We start from the raw sequence: 14,556 nt of genomic DNA on the forward strand, positions 1-14,556 counted from the left end.
TCACGGAGCAACGCCAGGGCACGCCGAACGGTGCCCTTGGACACCTCGTAGTGCTGCGCGAGCTGCGTCTCGGACAGGAGCGGCACGTCCTGCTGGAATTCTTCGTCCCGACATAGGAGCCGTCGCCTCTGATCGTGTACGAGCTGGCGGTAGAGCGTTACGGGGCCTCGATGGTTGAGCGCGGTTGCGTCCCAGGTATCCCGGCACGTTGCTTAAGCGCGTCATGGACTGGGTGTATGCCGAACCAGCCGAAACTCCGTCCTCGTCGCTGGTGACAAGTCGGGGCGACCGGTTTGTCGGCGCCAGGCGGCGACGGCGGAAATCCGGTACGCCACCTACTCGGCTGGCTTGCTGTGGTGACGTTCTGCGACGAACAGTCCGCGACCGGGCGCGGTGATCAGAAGGCCCTCGTTCTTGAGTACGTCGAGCGCTTTCTTCACGGTGTTCCGGGACAGTCCGGATTCCTCTTCCAACTCCATCTGGGACGGCACCTTGCGGCCCGGCGGAATCTCGCCTGCTTCGATGCGGGCGCGAAGGGCGTCCGCAAGTTGGAGGTAAGGGGCACGCAGCCCATCCGGATCGATTCTCACGACGGGAAGGCTAGGCGGCCAGGGTTCTCCCGAGATAGGCAGGCCAGGCCCTGGCCAGCCATGGCCAAGTTGGGCTACGATGCCTTCACGTTCGCTGAAGTTGGGTCCACGCCAGCGGGACAGAGCTGGGGTCGGGCCCTCGATCGGATGGCGGAGGCCCGACCTATGACATGCCCAGCCACGGACCTGCGATTCGACCCTCTGGCGGCCGAGGTCCGAGTCCTGCTTGAGCGGTACGGATACCGGCTGCCCGCAGGCGATCACGCCCGCCACCTCGTGCTGGGCCGCGTCGAGGTCGCGCTCAAGAACCTCGTGGAGATCTTCGAGGGAAGGACGTGGTGACGGCGTGGCGAGGGAGGTTTGTGGCTTCCATGGGCCGCATGCCGCGCCCCCTTTGCCGGGCCATCTGGTGCTGACCTGGCATGAGCCGGCCCGCCGGGCGGCGCGCGTCCGTGTGGTCTCGTGGACGTGCGCATGCCGGTCGATCACGTACGAACTGTGCTGCGCCGCCGGGCAGGGCTTCGTCCGCCGTACCGACCGGGACAAGCGGACCGTCCACGAAACAGCATGGACGTTGATCGCGACAGCCAGGCGCACCTTCGAGCAGCTCTTGCGTGGTGAGGCCCGGTGAAAGCAGCGTGGGAGGGTCGGGTGCCGATCGAAACACCGTCGGAGCCAGGCGACCAACGTCACCGTGACGCGCTAACCCTGAGGCGGGCCGCCGGGCTCGCACTTGAACATCTCGGCGAACCGCCGCTGAGCGATTTCCATCAGCTGGATAAGGTCGTGGTCCTGGTCCCGGGCGGGATTGCGCTTGACAGTGATGGCGATCAGCGAGTTGTTGGATCCGCAGCGGAACCAGGCGGACGCCCTCCGGTAGGGATACAGTCGGATATCGAAGTCGCTTATCCCCCCCTTGCCCAGTTTCTCGGGCAGCTTGACCAGATTGCTCTCCTTTCCGAATTCGAGAAAGTTCTCGATGACCCTCGAGGGGGCCGAGACGTCATAGCGGGTGATGAAAATACTCTGCTCATCATTGGATATGACGCAGCTGTAGCCATCAGGATCGCGTTTCTCGTCGCCGGTATCGTAGGGACCGTTGTAGCCGGTAACGTCGGCCACCGCCGACTGCGGGATGAAGTAACAGAGATACGGGGCGCGGTCGGCAACAGAGCCCCGTGCGGGATTGAGGTGCGGGGACGGAGAAGTTGCGGGATTGTCCGGCGTGCACCCGGTGATCAGCGTGGCAGCGGCGGTCGCACAGAGCAACCCAGTGATCCTACTCATTTCTGGGTCGCAGATTTGAGATTGTCGCGGAACTCCTCGGCTCCGACGGCGGTGGTCTGTTGGACTTCCTTGTAATCGGCCGGCACCGTGGAGTTCTCCTCTATCCAGTCCACGAAGCTTTCGTATTCGCTCCTGGTCATGTGGAGTGGAGGTTTGATTCGTGGCGGGTCGCCGGTCACGAAAGGCCCTCTGAGGTCATCATGGCTGTAAGATTCGTGAGCTACGGCAGAGGATTCCATCATCTGCTTCATCAACTGCTGGACGGTCTTGTCGTTCGTAGCGGCGTCGCCGACGGCCTTGGTCATGTTTCCTCCGGCGTGGCCGCTCTGCTGCACCAGCCAGTCCCCGGCTTTCGCGTAACCGTTGCTGACGAAGTTCTCATAGATGGTGTCGGCCGCTTTGAGTCCCACCTTGCCCACCTGCTGGGCGAAAGGGATCGGGACAAGGCCGACTCCCGCTTGGACCAGTTTCCGCAACGCCTCGTCCACTGCGTCGGCCTCCTTGCCTCGGCCGACAAGAGCCATTCGTCGCGCCTCCACCAGATGCCCCAGGGCGGTGGAGTTGAGTGCGATCACGTTGTTCAGCCAGTCCCTGTTGCGGGTCGCCATCGCCTGATCGATCTTCCCGCGCATGTCCGCGACCTGCCCGAGGAGCAGGGCCTGGTATGCCTGTTCATCGGCAGCCACGTCGAGCAGGACGAGATCGAGGTCGGTCGGGTTGAAGCGTGCTGTCTTCTTCCCCTCGACGTCGCCTACGAGTTCGTTGTCGGGCAGCCGTGGATGGTTCTGGTAGTAAGAGGACACGATGTCGTCGGTGTGTTCGGCGAGGATGCGGCCCAGGTTGTCGCGGGTGCCAGAAAGCCAGTCGAGTTCGGAGGGGTTCTTGAGCTCGACCTCCCCGGCGTCGTTGAACGACACGTGCGGCTTCACGTCGTCGGCGAGGATCTGGGTGGCCATGACGGTCAGTCGTTTGGAGTCGGCGTCGGGGCCTTTCATGGCGGCTTCCATGGCCGTGCCCAGCGATTCCCCGTGATCGCCCATCGCCCACTGCGGGCGCCGGTCGCTCATCAGGTATTTCAGGAGGTCCCGGTCGTCGAGCAGCGTCTGGGCGCGTTCGCGGGACGTGGCGGCGACGGTCAGCAGGGCGGCGAGCGGGTCGGCGGCGCCGATGGTGTCGGAGTTCTGGAACGGGCGGGTGTCGGTGGGGGCGGGCAGGTTGTAGACATCGGTGTCCTTCGGGAGGAACCGTTCGCGGTGCTGCTTGAGGTAGTCGCGGTCCCAGCGGATCATGTCCTGGCCGATGGTCTTCATGAACCACTCGCTGTACGCCTGCTTCGGGGCCGCCGCGAGGATCTGGCCGAGCGACCAGTAGCCGGGGTTCGTCAGGCCGCCCATGTCCGGAGCGGGGATCTCGGCGCGTCCTTGCCGTTTGAACTCCTCCAGGAACTTCCGGCCGAGGCGCGCGTCCTTGGTGGGGTCGGTGGCCGTGGCGAGGGCTTTGCTCAGCATGGACAGGACGTCGCGGTTCTGCCGGCGGACGGCGGCCGCCGAACCGTCGTCGGCGTCGAGGGCCTTGCGCACCCGCGTGCCCATGGCGGCGGGGATGGCGAGCAGGGCTCGTGGGCCGAGTTGTTCGAGGAGGGCGGTGGCGAACCGCGGGTCGGACAGCCGTTCCCTGAAGGGGGCGAGCTTCTCCAGTGCGCCGGCGTCGCCGCGGGCGGCGGCCGTGAAGAGCGGGGCCGCCTGCGCGGCCTCGGCGCGGACCGCGGCCGGGATGAGCCTGGTTTCGTCGATCCGCGTCATCCCGGCCGGTACGACCGCGCCGGGCAGCGGGTTGCCGAAGACGTCCACGTCGACCTTCTCGGCCTCGTACGCGAGGTCGCGCCGCCGGTAGAGGTCGGGGGCCTGGTCGGTCAGCCACTGCCCGATCCGGCCGATCGCGGCCGCTCCGGGGTGGGTGAGTTCGACCTCGTTCAGAATCGCGCGGAGCTGGGCCGCGCATTCGGTCAGGCTTTTTCCCGCGTTCTGCACGCTGTGTCCGAGCTGGTGCATTTCTCCGGCGTGGATCGAGGAGAACGTCATTCGTCCCTCGGTCCCATCACGGTCTGGTGGGAGAGCGTCTCGTGGAGGTGGTCGATGACGCCGCGCAGCCCCCGCCACAGCTCCGCGCGCTGGTGCGCCAGGTCACCGGCGAACCTGTCGGCGGTCGGTCCCGTCCACGTCCGGCCGCTCGACAGCTGCAGCAGCGGCCGGTCCAGGGAATGCCAGTGCTGGTCCGACAACTCCTGTGCGCGGCGCAGCGCGTTCAACAACTCGGCACGAGTAGCCATGCTGACCTCCCACCGATGTTGTACGCGGACCGCGCCCGGCGAGTCTCGAATACATTCCGATTCACTCTGCCACGCCGCCACTCCGGCGTCATGCTGCCGGGCGAAAACCGTATTTCTGCCGGTCGGGTACGTCGATGCCCACCGCAAGGGCCGGTCCGGCGCGTTCACCTGATCCCACGGCAAAGATGGAGACAGCACCATAGGATTTACCTCCCATGAACCACCCCAGCCTTCTCGACCAGGTCCGCGAGCTCCGCGGCCAGGGCAAATCCCCCAAACAGATCGCCCGCGCTCTCGGTGTCGCCCCGGCGGCGGTCATCCCGCTCATCCGCCGCGTCGCCGCGGAGATTCGCCCCGACGACAGGGCGGGGGAGGTGGTCGGATGCTGGATCAACAGGGGATGGAGCATCGGCCTCATCGTCGACCCGTCCCGCGGGTGGGTCGACGAGGCGGCGCAGGAAGATGACATATCGGGCGGCCTCGTGAGCGTGGTGGTGGCACGTCAACATGGGTGGGACAAGGTATCGGTCTGCGGTTACCTGGTCGACGTCTACTGTCTCGGTGTCAAGAACGCTCACGGACCGCAGATCGGTGACGAGCGCGACCTGCGCCGCTTTCGCGAGCGGTATTTCTCGGCCTATGAGGCCGGCTCCCAGCAGGCGCCGTTCGAGCTCGCGAGGCACCTCGTCCTCGGCGCCGTCGACTACGCCCGCGGCCTCGGCTTCGAGCCGCACGCGGACTTCGACAAGGCGGCTGTCCACCTCGGGGAGTGGGCCGGCGCGTCGGCGGTCACGTTCGGCAAGGAAGGCAAGCCACTCTACGTCTCCGGCCCGTACGACGATCCGCGGAAGGTCGTGAAGACCCTGGAGAAGGCGGTGGGCGAGCCGCCCAACTTCGACTACATCCTCACCTTGGGGCAGGCGGAACGCGCCTTCGGCTGAACGACGCCTGCGGCCTCCTTGATGAGGACGGCGTTCGAGGGTGGAGCACGGCCCGTCGACCAGGATTTCCATCCTCCGCTGCCCCTAAGGGCGGTGGCATGCGGCGCGGCGGCCGTCACGCGGCGGCGGCCGTCTCCAGCAGGAAGGCGGCGTTCGAGGAGGTGGCGCGCAGCTTGCCGATGAGCATCCGCGCGGCCTGCTGCCGGTCGAGGCCGGACAGGGAGCGGCGCAGCCCCCAGACGATCTGGCGCTCCTGCGGGTGCAGCAGGATCTCCTCGCGACGGGTGCCGGAGGCGTCGAGGTCCACGGCGGGGAACAGCCGCTGCTCGGCCAGCTCGCGGGTGAGGTGCAGCTCCATGTTGCCGGTGCCCTTGAACTCCTCGTACAGGCTGTTGTCCATGCGGGAGCCGGTGTCGATCAGGGCGGTGGCGAGGATGGTGAGCGAGCCGCCGCCCTCGACGTTGCGGGCGGCGCCGAAGAAGCGCTTGGGCGGGTAGAGGGCGCCGGCGTCGAGGCCGCCGGTGAGGACCTTGCCGCCGCCGGGCGCGAGGTTGTTGTAGGCCCGGCCGAGCCGGGTCAGGGAGTCGAGCAGCACGACGACGTCGCGGCCGTCCTCGACGAGCCGCTTGGCCCGTTCGACGGCGAGCTCGGCGATCGCGGCGTGGTCGCGGTCGGGGTGGTCGAAGGTGGAGGCGAAGATCTCCCCGGGGATGCCGGCGCGCATCTCGGTGACCTCCTCGGGCCGCTCGCCCACCAGCACCACCAGCAGGTGGACCTCGGGGTGGTTGCGGGCGATCCCGGCCGCCAGCGCCTGCAGGACCATCGTCTTGCCCGCCTTGGGCGGGGCGACGATCAGGCCGCGCTGGCCTTTGCCGATGGGCGCGAACAGGTCGATGACGCGGGTGCTGAGCGACTCGGTCTCGACGCGCAGCCGCTCGGCCGGATGGACGGGCACGAGCTCGGCGAACGCCGGCCGCTCCCGCCAGTGCCGCGAGCCGTTGACCGACTCGACGCCCACGAACTTGCCGCCCGTGAACGACGCCACGACGTGGTCGCCGGGACGCAGGCCGTACTGCTTGATCTTCTCGGGGGAGACGCGGACGTCCTCCGCTCCTGGAAGGTGCCCGGTCCTGATGAACGCGCTCTTGTCGCGTACGTCGAGGAGGCCGCTCACCCGCCGGTCGGCGGAGTCCGCGCGCTGCCGCGGAATGGTGTGCACAGACATGGTGAACCTCTTGGGAAGGTGCCGGGCCGCAGATGTGGCCGGCGGATGATGAGGAAGCCGGGCCTGCCGGACGAGCCGGGGCGAGGCTGTGACGAAGATCTGTGAAGATCGGCGGAGCAAGAAGCTCAACGCTTGGTGGGAACCTACCACACGATCCGACCTATGAAACGTCTAGCCCACTCGGACTATTCCCGGGCGGTTGTCGGCGTTTCCGCCGCGAATCCGCGACGCCGCGCGTGACAATGCTCGAAAGGCGCAGAACCCCCCGTGCAGCGGCGCCATGGTGTCAAGTGACATGCAGGGCCTCTGCAACTCCGCCGGGGTTTCCTGGACGCAGACAGAGAACTCCTTGGGGGAGCACCATCATGAAGACCGTCAACCACTGCCCGCGGTGCCACCACGAGCTCGACGAGGGCCCGATCATGTACCGCTGCGCCAGCTGCTGCCGCGCCGTCTACGCCGCCGACCTCGAGAACGAGTACGTCGCCCCGCTCCAGCCGGTCGCCGCCTAGCTAGTCTGGGCTTCGTGCCGCATCGACCGATCACTGTCTCCGGCGTCGAGGTCACGCCTCTCTGCGACGCCGTGGGCCCCATGGGGGCGGCGATCCGCCGCCCGCTGCCCGAGATGTTCCCCGGTTCGGGGCTCCCGGACGCGCCGTGGGTCCTGCACTTCCACTGCTATCTGCTGCGTTCGGCGACGGGCCGCCTCACGCTGGTCGACACCGGCATCGGCGGCCACGGCTCCCTCGCGGCGAGCTGGGCGCCGGTTCCCGGGACGCTGCTCGGCGAGCTGGCCGCGGCCGGCGTCGCGCCGGCCGACGTCGAGACCGTCGTCCTCACCCACCTGCACAGCGACCACGCGAGCGGCGTGGTGACCGACGACGGACGCCCGGCCTTCGAGAACGCCGCCGTCGTGCTCCAGCGCACCGAGCTCGACGCCGCCGGGGACGGCGCGCTCGACCGGCTCGTCGCCCCGGTCAAGGCGCAGCTCCAGATCGTCGAGGGCAGCGCCGAGGTCGCGCCCGGCGTCCACGTGCACCTGACCGCCGGTCACACGCCCGGCCACCAGATCGTCAGGGCCGGCGACCTCGCGATGACCGGCGACCTCGTCCTCCACCCGGTCCAGCTCGACGACCCCGGCGTCCACTACTGCTACGACGACGACCGGGAGGCCGCCGCCCGCACCCGTACCGAGGTGCTGGAGCGGTTGCGGGCCGAGCGCGCCGTGCTCGCCACCTCCCACTTCAGCGAGCCGTTCGTCCGTCTGTGAGCGCGCTGACCTAGGGCCGGCGCTGCTCCGGGTTCTGCCATAGTTCGTGGGTGGACGATTTCTGGGGCACGGTCAACCGGGCGGTCTGCGGGGCGGCCGCGTACATCACGGACGAGCGCGGCCGGGTCCTGCTGGTGGACCCCAACTACCGCGAGCACTGGGGCTTCCCCGGCGGCATCATCGACGCCGGGGAGGACCCCGCGCAGGCGTGCGCGAGGGAGGTGGCCGAGGAGGTGGGGCTCACCGTGAAGGTCGGCCCGCTGCTGACGGTGGCCTGGGTCGACCGGGTGCCCAACGTGCCGTTCCCGATGGTCAACTTCATGTTCGACTGCGGGGAGGTGCGCTCGGACACGCCGATCACGCTGCAGACCGAGGAGCTCGACGGCTACGGCTTCTTCACCGTCGAGGAGGCCGGGCGGCTGCTGGCCGGCCACGCCCACGCGCGGCTGGTGGCCGCCGTGGCGGCCAGGGTCTCCGGCGCGATCGCCTACCTAACGCCCGGCCAGGGCCGGCTGATCGGCCAGTAGCGACGCCGGCAGCGCCACCAGGGCGGTCAGGCCGCCGTAGGGGGAGGCCACCAGGGTCACCTTGATGGCGTGCCTGGCCGCCAGCCTGCCGACCACGAACAGGCCGAGCCGCTCGCTCTGCGCCAGGTCGAACTCGGGGGTGCGGGTCAGCCGGTCGTTGAGCTCGTCCAGCTCGGCGCGGGGCAGGCCGAGCCCGCGGTCCTCGATCTCGACCACGAGGCCGTGCGGGCTGGTCGAGGTGCGCACGTCCACCCGGGTCTGCGGCGGTGAGAAGAGGGTGGCGTTCTCGATCAGCTCGGCGATGAGGTGGGCCACGTCGGTGACGGCCGAGCCGAGGAGCGAGACCGGCGGCGTCGTGAGCACCTCGACCCGCTCGTACTCCTCGATCTCGGCCACGGCGGCGCGCAGCACGTCGTGGATCGGCACCGGGTTGCGCCAGGCGCGGCCGGGGCTCTGCTCGGACAGGATGATCAGACTCTCCGCGTGCCGGCGCATGCGGGTCGTCAGGTGGTCGAGCTTGAACAGGTCGGCCAGCATGCCGGGCTCCTCGGCGGCCCGCTCCATGCTGTCGAGCTGGAGGAGCTGGCGGTGCAGCAGCGACTGGTTGCGGCGGGCCAGGTTGACGAAGACCTGGTTGACGCCATGGCGCAGCCGGGCCTGGTCCACGGCGGCCTCGACGGCGGTCGACTGCACCCGGTTGAACGCCGTGACGATGTCGTCCACCTCGGAGCTGTGCGTCACGACCTTCAGCGGCGCGGTCTCCTCGGGCGTCGGCCTTGAGGTGTTCGTCCGCAGCCGCGCGACCAGGGCGGGCAGGCGCACCTCGGCCAGCTCGGTGGCGGCGTCGCGGAGCCCGGCCAGCTCCTCCACCAGCCGGCGGCGGAAACGCAGCGAGAGCAGGATCGAGGCGACCACGGCGATCAGGCCCACGCCGCCGGCCACGCCGATCTTGACCAGCAGCCCGACGGCGGCCGGCGTGATCCGGCCGGTGATGCCCGTGGTGAGCGACGCCTGGGCGCGTTCGACCGCGGCCGCCAGGTTCCGGGCGTCGACCGGCCACGTCGCCGCCGCGGCGGGCAGGCCGGCGGCCGTCGCCTGGTCGCGGACGGCGTTCTCGGCCGCCAGGAACTCCTTGTTGACGGGCGAGGTGACCAGCTTCTCGTACGGCCCCCGCAGCTTGTCGTCGAGCTGCCCGAGCGCCTGGCCGAACAGCAGCCGCCGGGTCGCGACCATCCCGGTGAACGCCTCCCGCTCCCGCGCGCCCACCCGGCCGGCGGAGAGGACGACCGCGATGACCGCCCGCTCGCGCGAGAGCATCTCCATGGCCTCGCCGAGCATGGTCACGGCCCGCGCCTGGCGGTAGAGGGCCGTGTCGGGCACCAGGATCATGGCGTCGTACATGCGGAAGAAGGCGTCCACGATGGTGCTGTAGCCGGTGATGACGTCGAGCGGCGCCCGCGTGCGGGCGTCCACGCCGCGGCGGGCCTCGGTGAGCTGGTCGAGCTTGCCGAACACCACGTTGAGCTGGGTCGCCATCTCCGGCGACAGGTCCCGCACGGGCCTGGCGGAGGAGCGGAAGGCCGACACGGCGAGGTCGGTGCGGGTGCGCTGCTCGGTGACCTTGCTGAGCGGCAGGCCGCCGACCAGGAACTCGATCGAGGCCAGCCGTTCCTTCTGCAGCTCGACGTTGACCTTCTCCGAGGGCAGGGCCACCTTCGTGGCCAGGTCGTTGATCGAGAGCAGGCGCAGCCCGTCTCCGCCGGTCAGGCCCGCCGCGAACGCCCACAGCCCGGCCAGGGACAGCAGGGGGACGAGCAGCAGGACGAGGAGCTTCACCGCGATGGGACGGCCACGCTTGGGGGGCATGCGACCTCCGGGTGCATGATGAGATCGCCTCGCAGATTACACCCCCCTTTGGAAGGATTTCTGTGCGTCTTCCGCGTTCTTTCTCCGGCTGGACCATGGCGGTCTTCGGGTTCCTGGCCTTCGCGCTGGGCCTGCTCGGGCTCGTCTCGCCCGCGACGCTGCTGGCCATGCTGGGGTTCGAGGTCCTCGACGTGCGCCCGCCCGGGGACTACACGCTGGTCTACATGGCCGCCTCGTCCATGGCGGCGGTGAACATGGGCGTCTACTACCTGTTCGCGGCGGCGGCCGACTACACGCCGTTCTTCCGCTGGACCGTGCCGTTCCGGCTGGTCACCTTCGCGGTCTTCACCACGCTCGTGCTGACCGGGGCCGCGCCGGCGAAGTTCTTCGGCGTCGGGCTCTGGGAGGGCGTGGGCGCGCTGGTGACGGGGTTCGCGCTGTGGCGCGAGGGCAAGCTCATGCCCTCGCGCCGGCAGCCGCAGAGCGTGACCTGACGGCCCTACGCCCTGGTGTCCTCGGAGCCGCGGGCCACGAGGCGGTCGTCGTCGGGAACCGTGTGGCGGCCGGTGTGCTCCCGCTGCGCGGGAACCGGCTTGACGGGAGCCTGCTTGGCGGCGTGCTCGCTTTCGAGACGCCGTTCGAGCTCGCGCTTCTCCTCCTCCAGTCGCGCGACGCGGCTGGAGGCCTCCGCCCGCTGGCTGCGGAGGCTGCGACGCTGCTTGGCCGTGCGGCGCGCGCCCGAGCTCATCATCCAGAGCCCCGCGAGCAGGACGGCCGCCGTGACCGCCCCGGCGAGGAACATCTCGACCTGGTTGAGCTCGAAGGTGTAACCGAAGAGGATGTACCTGCTGCTCTCCTCGGTGAAGACCAGGACACCGGCGCCGACGGCGAGCAGGACCAGGATCAGACCCAGGAAGATCATCCGACTCACCCCTTGTCGTAAGAGTGGGTTTCATCTGCCCGGCGGGCGCGGGGGTATGCGCGATGATGACTTTCATGAGACCAGAGCCCGGTCAGGTGCTGCACTTCTCCGAGGACCCGACGATCGCGCGGTTCGTCCCGCACGTGGCGGTGACCACCTCGCTGGCCGAGCCGTACGTGTGGGCGGTCGGCCCCGAGCGCTGCCCCGACTACTGGTTCCCGCGCGCCTGCCCGCGCGCGATGGCGTGGGTGGGCCCGCGCACCACCGAGGACGACCGGGTCAGGATCATCGGGGCCGGCTGCGGCGACCGGGTGCACGCCGTCGAATACTGCTGGCTGCAGGCGATGCGGGACGTCGAGCTGTTCGCCTACCGGCTGCCGGCGGCCGAGTTCGCGCCGATCGGCGACCCGCCGCACGCCGTGGTCGCCACCGTCCCCGTCGAGCCGCTGGGCCCGCCGGAGCCGGTCGGCGACCTGTTCGAGCTGCACGAGCGGGCGGGCATCCAGCTCCGGGTGCTGCCCAACCTGTGGTCGTTCTGGAACGAGGTGACGGCCAGCAGCCTGGAGTTCAGCGGGATCCGGCTGCGCAACGCCCGCCGATGAGCGCCGGCGGCCACCTGTTCACTTGGCGAGGGCGACCTGGGTGTGCGCGGGGACGTCCTCGCGCCCGGTCCGCTCCCTGAGGATCGTGCGCAGCACCCGCCAGCCGTCGCGGACGGCGTTGAGGTTGCTGGTGCCGTGGATGCGGGAGCGCTCGTGGCTGGGCACCTCGCTGATGAGCAGCCCGGCCTTGGCGGCGCGGACGTTCATCAGCGTCTCGATCTCGAAACCGTCGCAATCGAGGTTGAGCGCGTCCAGGTGGTGGGCCCAGAAGGCGTTGTAGCCGTAGCACAGGTCGGTGTAGCGGGTGCCGTAGAGCAGGTTGGTGAGGCCCGTCAGGGCCTTGTTGCCGAGCGAGCGCCACGGGCTGAGGTCGTCGGAGCCGCCGCCGGGCGCGTACCGGGAGCCCTTGGCGAAGTCGGCGCCGGCGAGCAGCGCGTCGACGAAGCCGCGGATCTCGCGGCCGTCGGTGGACCCGTCGGCGTCGATCATGACGATGATGTCGCCGGTGGCGGCCTGGAAGCCCTCGATGAGGGCGTTGCCCTTGCCGCGCCTGGTCTGCACGACGACCCGCAGGTCGGGGCGCAGCTTCCGCGCGACGGCGACGGTGTCGTCGGTCGAGTTGCCGTCGACGAGGATCACCTCGTCGATCCATTCGGGCAGCGTGGCGAAGACGTGGGGAAGGTTCTCGGCCTCGTTCATCGCGGGCACGATGACGCTGACGCTGGCGGCGGAATGCTGCTTGTTCATGACTCCAGATTCTCCACAGCGCATGCAGCCCGCTTGACAGCGCCTTGCATAGATCGTTCTATGATTTGACGATCATCGCTTCATCCCTTCTAGTGATGATTTTGTCCACTGTTTCCTCTGGGGTCTGTTCCGAAGTGTCCAGCCAGAGCCCGAGCCTCGGGGTCTCCCGGCGGAGCACGTCGTCGAGCAGTGCGGGGGTCCATCCGCCGGTGTAACCGGTCTTGGCCCGCCCCCGCTCCCGCGCCGCCACCACCTCGGGCCGGGGGGCCAGCACGACCACGTGCAGAGGACGGGTGCGGATCAGGGAGGCGAGGTGCTCCAGCTCCGCGCCGAGCACGACGTCCTGGACGACCGGGGTGAATCCGGCCTCGGCGTAGAGGTCGGCGGCGGTCGCGGTGATGCGGTAGCGCAGGCGGAGCTGGCGGAACGCCTCCTCCGACGGCTCGGAGGTCATCTCGGCGCGACCGGAGACCACCATCCTGCGGAAGGCGTCGCCGCGGACGTGGGCGGCCCGCGGCAGGCGTTCGGCCAGCAGCTGGGCCACCGTGGACTTGCCCGAGGCCATGATGCCGGTGATGAGGAAGGCGCTCATGCGCCCACCAGCTTGCGTACGCGGTCGGCGCCCACCGCGAGCAGGAGCGTGGGCAGGCGCGGGCCGGTGTCGCGGCCGACGAGCAGCCGGTAGAGGAGGGCGAAGAAGGCCCGCTGGGCGGCCTTCAGCTCCGGGGTCGCGGCGGCGTCGGCCGGCAGGCCCGCCTGGAGCTTGGGTACGCCGTAGACGAGCGTGGTCAGCCCGTCCAGCGACCAGTCGTCGAGGCCGTCGGCCAGCAGCCGCAGCGACTCGCGCTCGTCCTGGCCGAGCGAGTCGAGCAGCCGCTCGTCGGGCTCCTCGCGCACCCGCGTGCGCTGGTCGGCGGGCAGGTGCAGCTCCACCCAGCGCAGCGCCCGGTCCAGGCGCGGCCGGGCGGCGTCGAGGGCTTCGACGCCGTCGAGGTCGCGCAGGATGCGCAGGGTCTGCTCGGCGTGGCCGGTCGTGATGTCGGCGATGGAGGCCAGCGTGCGGTAGGGGACCGGGTGCGGGGTCGGCGGCAGCGGCCCGTCGGCGGTGCTGACCGCCCGCTCGTACGCGGCCAGCTCGGCCGGCTGCCCCTGCCCGGCGGCGACCTTGCGGCCGACCGCGTCCCACTCGTCGTAGAGCCGGTGGATCTCCTGGTCGAAGGCGATCTTGAAGGACTGGGCCGGCTTGCGGCGGGCGTACAGCCAGCGCAGCACCGGGGCCTCCATGATCTCCAGGGCGTCGGACGGGGTCGGCACGTCGCCCTTGGAGCTGCTCATCTTGGCCATGCCGGTGATGCCGACGAAGGCGTACATGGGGCCGATGGGCCGCTCGCCGCCGAACACCTCGCCGACGATCCGGCCGCCGACCGTCCACGCCGAGCCGGGCGAGTGGTGGTCGACGCCGGACGGCTCGAACAGCACCCCCTCGTACGCCCACCGCATCGGCCAGTCGACCTTCCACACCAGCTTTCCCTGGTCGTGCTCGGCCAGGCGGACGGTCTCGCCGAAGCCGCACTCGCAGGTGTAGGCGAGCTCGGTGGTCTCGTCGTCGTACGCGGTGACCGTGGTGAGGTCGCGCCCGCACAGCTCGCAGTAGGGCCGGTAGGGGAAGTATTCTCCGGGACGCTCGGGCTCCGCGGGCTGCTCGGCCTGCTTCGTGCGGTGCCGCGACAGCACGGCGTCGATCGCCGCCCGCTCGCGCATCGCCAGCAGGATCCGCTCCCGGTAGGCCCCCGAGGTGTACTGCTCGGTCTGGCTGATCATCCGGCACCGTACGCCGAGCGCGGCCATGGCCTCGACCATCGGGGCCTTGAAGTGCTCGGCCCAGTTGGGGTGGGGGCTGCCGGGCGGCGCGGGCACCGCGGTCAGCGGCTTGCCGATGTGCTCCGCCCAGGACGGGTCGATGCCGGCCGGCACCCGGCGGAAGCGGTCGTAGTCGTCCCACGACAGCAGGTGGTCGCAGGGCACGCCGCGCCGCCGCAGCTCGTCGGCCACCAGGTGGGGGGTCATGATCTCGCGCAGGTTGCCCAGGTGGATCGGGCCCGAGGGGCTGAGACCGGAGGCGCAGACGATCGGTCCGCCGGTGCCGCGCCGCTCCGCCTCGGAGATCACCTCGTCCGCGAACCTGGACACCCAGTCGCCATCGCCACGTTCAACCATCGGGCTATTGTCCCGGTTCCGGAGGGCAGGAGC

At 69.8% G+C, this 14,556-nt stretch carries 17 protein-coding genes; 7 read left to right on the plus strand and 10 right to left on the minus strand.

Annotation, left to right across the window (positions count from 1 at the left end; all coding sequences use genetic code 11):
- Positions 1-335 precede the first annotated feature (335 nt).
- A complete protein-coding gene (locus tag Nocox_RS01365; RefSeq protein ID WP_084685527.1) occupies positions 336-590 on the minus strand; it encodes a GntR family transcriptional regulator in 255 nt (84 codons plus the stop codon).
- 165 nt (positions 591-755) lie between these two features.
- Here Nocox_RS01365 and Nocox_RS01370 point away from each other — a divergent pair, with 165 nt between their 5' ends.
- The gene (locus Nocox_RS01370; protein ID WP_157382959.1) at positions 756-932 is read left to right on the plus strand and encodes a hypothetical protein; all 177 of its coding nucleotides are present in this window, start codon (positions 756-758) and stop codon (positions 930-932) included.
- Positions 933-1,292: 360 nt separating this feature from the next.
- Here the strand turns inward: Nocox_RS01370 and Nocox_RS01375 are convergent, their stop codons facing one another.
- Genes Nocox_RS01375 through Nocox_RS01385 form a run of 3 tightly spaced genes read right to left on the minus strand, consistent with a single transcriptional unit; the run spans position 1,293 to position 4,206 of the window.
- Positions 1,293-1,859 carry a hypothetical protein gene (locus Nocox_RS01375; RefSeq protein WP_157382960.1) on the minus strand — a complete coding sequence of 189 codons (567 nt, stop codon included), beginning with the start codon at positions 1,857-1,859 and terminating at the stop codon, positions 1,293-1,295.
- 14 nt (positions 1,860-1,873) lie between these two features.
- Entirely contained in the window at positions 1,874-3,958 is a 2,085-nt protein-coding gene (locus Nocox_RS01380) for a DUF6571 family protein (protein ID WP_020542507.1), read from the minus strand.
- Positions 3,955-4,206 carry a hypothetical protein gene (locus Nocox_RS01385; RefSeq protein ID WP_020542508.1) on the minus strand — a complete coding sequence of 84 codons (252 nt, stop codon included), beginning with the start codon at positions 4,204-4,206 and terminating at the stop codon, positions 3,955-3,957. The genes Nocox_RS01380 and Nocox_RS01385 overlap by 4 nt, the downstream gene beginning before the upstream one ends.
- 215 nt (positions 4,207-4,421) lie before the next feature.
- On the opposite strand from Nocox_RS01385, the gene Nocox_RS01390 reads away from it, so the two are divergent.
- Positions 4,422-5,147: a helix-turn-helix domain-containing protein gene (locus tag Nocox_RS01390; protein WP_020542509.1), complete on the plus strand. Its 726-nt coding sequence runs from the start codon at positions 4,422-4,424 to the stop codon at positions 5,145-5,147.
- 115 nt (positions 5,148-5,262) lie between these two features.
- Here the strand turns inward: Nocox_RS01390 and rho are convergent, their stop codons facing one another.
- Complete coding sequence (gene rho / locus Nocox_RS01395) at positions 5,263-6,372, minus strand: transcription termination factor Rho (protein WP_026214196.1); 1,110 nt, start codon at positions 6,370-6,372, stop codon at positions 5,263-5,265.
- A gap of 365 nt (positions 6,373-6,737) precedes the next feature.
- On the opposite strand from rho, the gene Nocox_RS01400 reads away from it, so the two are divergent.
- From Nocox_RS01400 to Nocox_RS01410, 3 genes are read left to right on the plus strand one after another with little or no spacing between them, the layout of a single operon-like run.
- Positions 6,738-6,884 carry a hypothetical protein gene (locus tag Nocox_RS01400; protein WP_020542511.1) on the plus strand — a complete coding sequence of 49 codons (147 nt, stop codon included), beginning with the start codon at positions 6,738-6,740 and terminating at the stop codon, positions 6,882-6,884.
- A 14-nt stretch (positions 6,885-6,898) separates the two neighbouring features.
- The gene (locus Nocox_RS01405; protein WP_033408688.1) at positions 6,899-7,642 is read left to right on the plus strand and encodes an MBL fold metallo-hydrolase; all 744 of its coding nucleotides are present in this window, start codon (positions 6,899-6,901) and stop codon (positions 7,640-7,642) included.
- Positions 7,643-7,692: 50 nt separating this feature from the next.
- Positions 7,693-8,169 carry an NUDIX domain-containing protein gene (locus Nocox_RS01410; protein WP_020542513.1) on the plus strand — a complete coding sequence of 159 codons (477 nt, stop codon included), beginning with the start codon at positions 7,693-7,695 and terminating at the stop codon, positions 8,167-8,169.
- On the opposite strand, the gene Nocox_RS01415 is transcribed toward Nocox_RS01410, so the two are convergent.
- Positions 8,134-10,035 (minus strand): sensor histidine kinase, encoded by a 1,902-nt coding sequence (locus Nocox_RS01415; RefSeq protein WP_020542514.1) that lies wholly within the window; start codon positions 10,033-10,035, stop codon positions 8,134-8,136. The two genes, Nocox_RS01410 and Nocox_RS01415, sit on opposite strands and share 36 nt — an antisense overlap.
- 62 nt (positions 10,036-10,097) lie before the next feature.
- Between Nocox_RS01415 and Nocox_RS01420 the strand changes: the two genes are divergently transcribed.
- Positions 10,098-10,529 carry a hypothetical protein gene (locus Nocox_RS01420; protein ID WP_033408690.1) on the plus strand — a complete coding sequence of 144 codons (432 nt, stop codon included), beginning with the start codon at positions 10,098-10,100 and terminating at the stop codon, positions 10,527-10,529.
- Positions 10,530-10,534: 5 nt separating this feature from the next.
- Here the strand turns inward: Nocox_RS01420 and Nocox_RS01425 are convergent, their stop codons facing one another.
- A complete protein-coding gene (locus Nocox_RS01425) occupies positions 10,535-10,957 on the minus strand; it encodes a hypothetical protein (protein ID WP_020542516.1) in 423 nt (140 codons plus the stop codon).
- Between the two features lie 74 nt (positions 10,958-11,031).
- On the opposite strand from Nocox_RS01425, the gene Nocox_RS01430 reads away from it, so the two are divergent.
- Complete coding sequence (locus Nocox_RS01430) at positions 11,032-11,559, plus strand: DUF6886 family protein (RefSeq protein ID WP_026214197.1); 528 nt, start codon at positions 11,032-11,034, stop codon at positions 11,557-11,559.
- 18 nt (positions 11,560-11,577) lie between these two features.
- Here Nocox_RS01430 and Nocox_RS01435 read toward each other — a convergent pair whose 3' ends face one another.
- Genes Nocox_RS01435 through lysS form a run of 3 tightly spaced genes read right to left on the minus strand, consistent with a single transcriptional unit; the run spans position 11,578 to position 14,523 of the window.
- Complete coding sequence (locus Nocox_RS01435) at positions 11,578-12,306, minus strand: glycosyltransferase family 2 protein (RefSeq protein ID WP_020542518.1); 729 nt, start codon at positions 12,304-12,306, stop codon at positions 11,578-11,580.
- A 58-nt stretch (positions 12,307-12,364) separates the two neighbouring features.
- On the minus strand, positions 12,365-12,898 hold the full coding sequence (locus Nocox_RS01440; protein WP_020542519.1) for an AAA family ATPase: 534 nt from the start codon (positions 12,896-12,898) through the stop codon (positions 12,365-12,367).
- Positions 12,895-14,523: a lysine--tRNA ligase gene (lysS, locus tag Nocox_RS01445; protein WP_026214198.1), complete on the minus strand. Its 1,629-nt coding sequence runs from the start codon at positions 14,521-14,523 to the stop codon at positions 12,895-12,897. The genes Nocox_RS01440 and lysS overlap by 4 nt, the downstream gene beginning before the upstream one ends.
- Positions 14,524-14,556: the final 33 nt, after the last annotated feature.

The organism is Nonomuraea coxensis DSM 45129, from assembly GCF_019397265.1.
GTDB lineage: Bacteria > Actinomycetota > Actinomycetes > Streptosporangiales > Streptosporangiaceae > Nonomuraea > Nonomuraea coxensis.

Excerpts from the sequence above, each read along its gene's own strand:
- Nocox_RS01370 (WP_157382959.1), top strand. The coding sequence starts at position 756 with ATGACATGCCCAGCCACGGACCTGCGATTCGACCCTCTGGCGGCCGAG.
- Nocox_RS01380 (WP_020542507.1), bottom strand. The coding sequence starts at position 3,958 with ATGACGTTCTCCTCGATCCACGCCGGAGAAATGCACCAGCTCGGACAC.
- Nocox_RS01385 (WP_020542508.1), bottom strand. The coding sequence starts at position 4,206 with ATGGCTACTCGTGCCGAGTTGTTGAACGCGCTGCGCCGCGCACAGGAG.
- Nocox_RS01390 (WP_020542509.1), top strand. The coding sequence starts at position 4,422 with ATGAACCACCCCAGCCTTCTCGACCAGGTCCGCGAGCTCCGCGGCCAG.
- rho (WP_026214196.1), bottom strand. The coding sequence starts at position 6,372 with ATGTCTGTGCACACCATTCCGCGGCAGCGCGCGGACTCCGCCGACCGG.
- Nocox_RS01400 (WP_020542511.1), top strand. The coding sequence starts at position 6,738 with ATGAAGACCGTCAACCACTGCCCGCGGTGCCACCACGAGCTCGACGAG.
- Nocox_RS01415 (WP_020542514.1), bottom strand. The coding sequence starts at position 10,035 with ATGCCCCCCAAGCGTGGCCGTCCCATCGCGGTGAAGCTCCTCGTCCTG.
- Nocox_RS01425 (WP_020542516.1), bottom strand. The coding sequence starts at position 10,957 with ATGATCTTCCTGGGTCTGATCCTGGTCCTGCTCGCCGTCGGCGCCGGT.
- Nocox_RS01430 (WP_026214197.1), top strand. The coding sequence starts at position 11,032 with ATGAGACCAGAGCCCGGTCAGGTGCTGCACTTCTCCGAGGACCCGACG.
- Nocox_RS01435 (WP_020542518.1), bottom strand. The coding sequence starts at position 12,306 with ATGAACAAGCAGCATTCCGCCGCCAGCGTCAGCGTCATCGTGCCCGCG.
- Nocox_RS01440 (WP_020542519.1), bottom strand. The coding sequence starts at position 12,898 with ATGAGCGCCTTCCTCATCACCGGCATCATGGCCTCGGGCAAGTCCACG.
- lysS (WP_026214198.1), bottom strand. The coding sequence starts at position 14,523 with ATGGTTGAACGTGGCGATGGCGACTGGGTGTCCAGGTTCGCGGACGAG.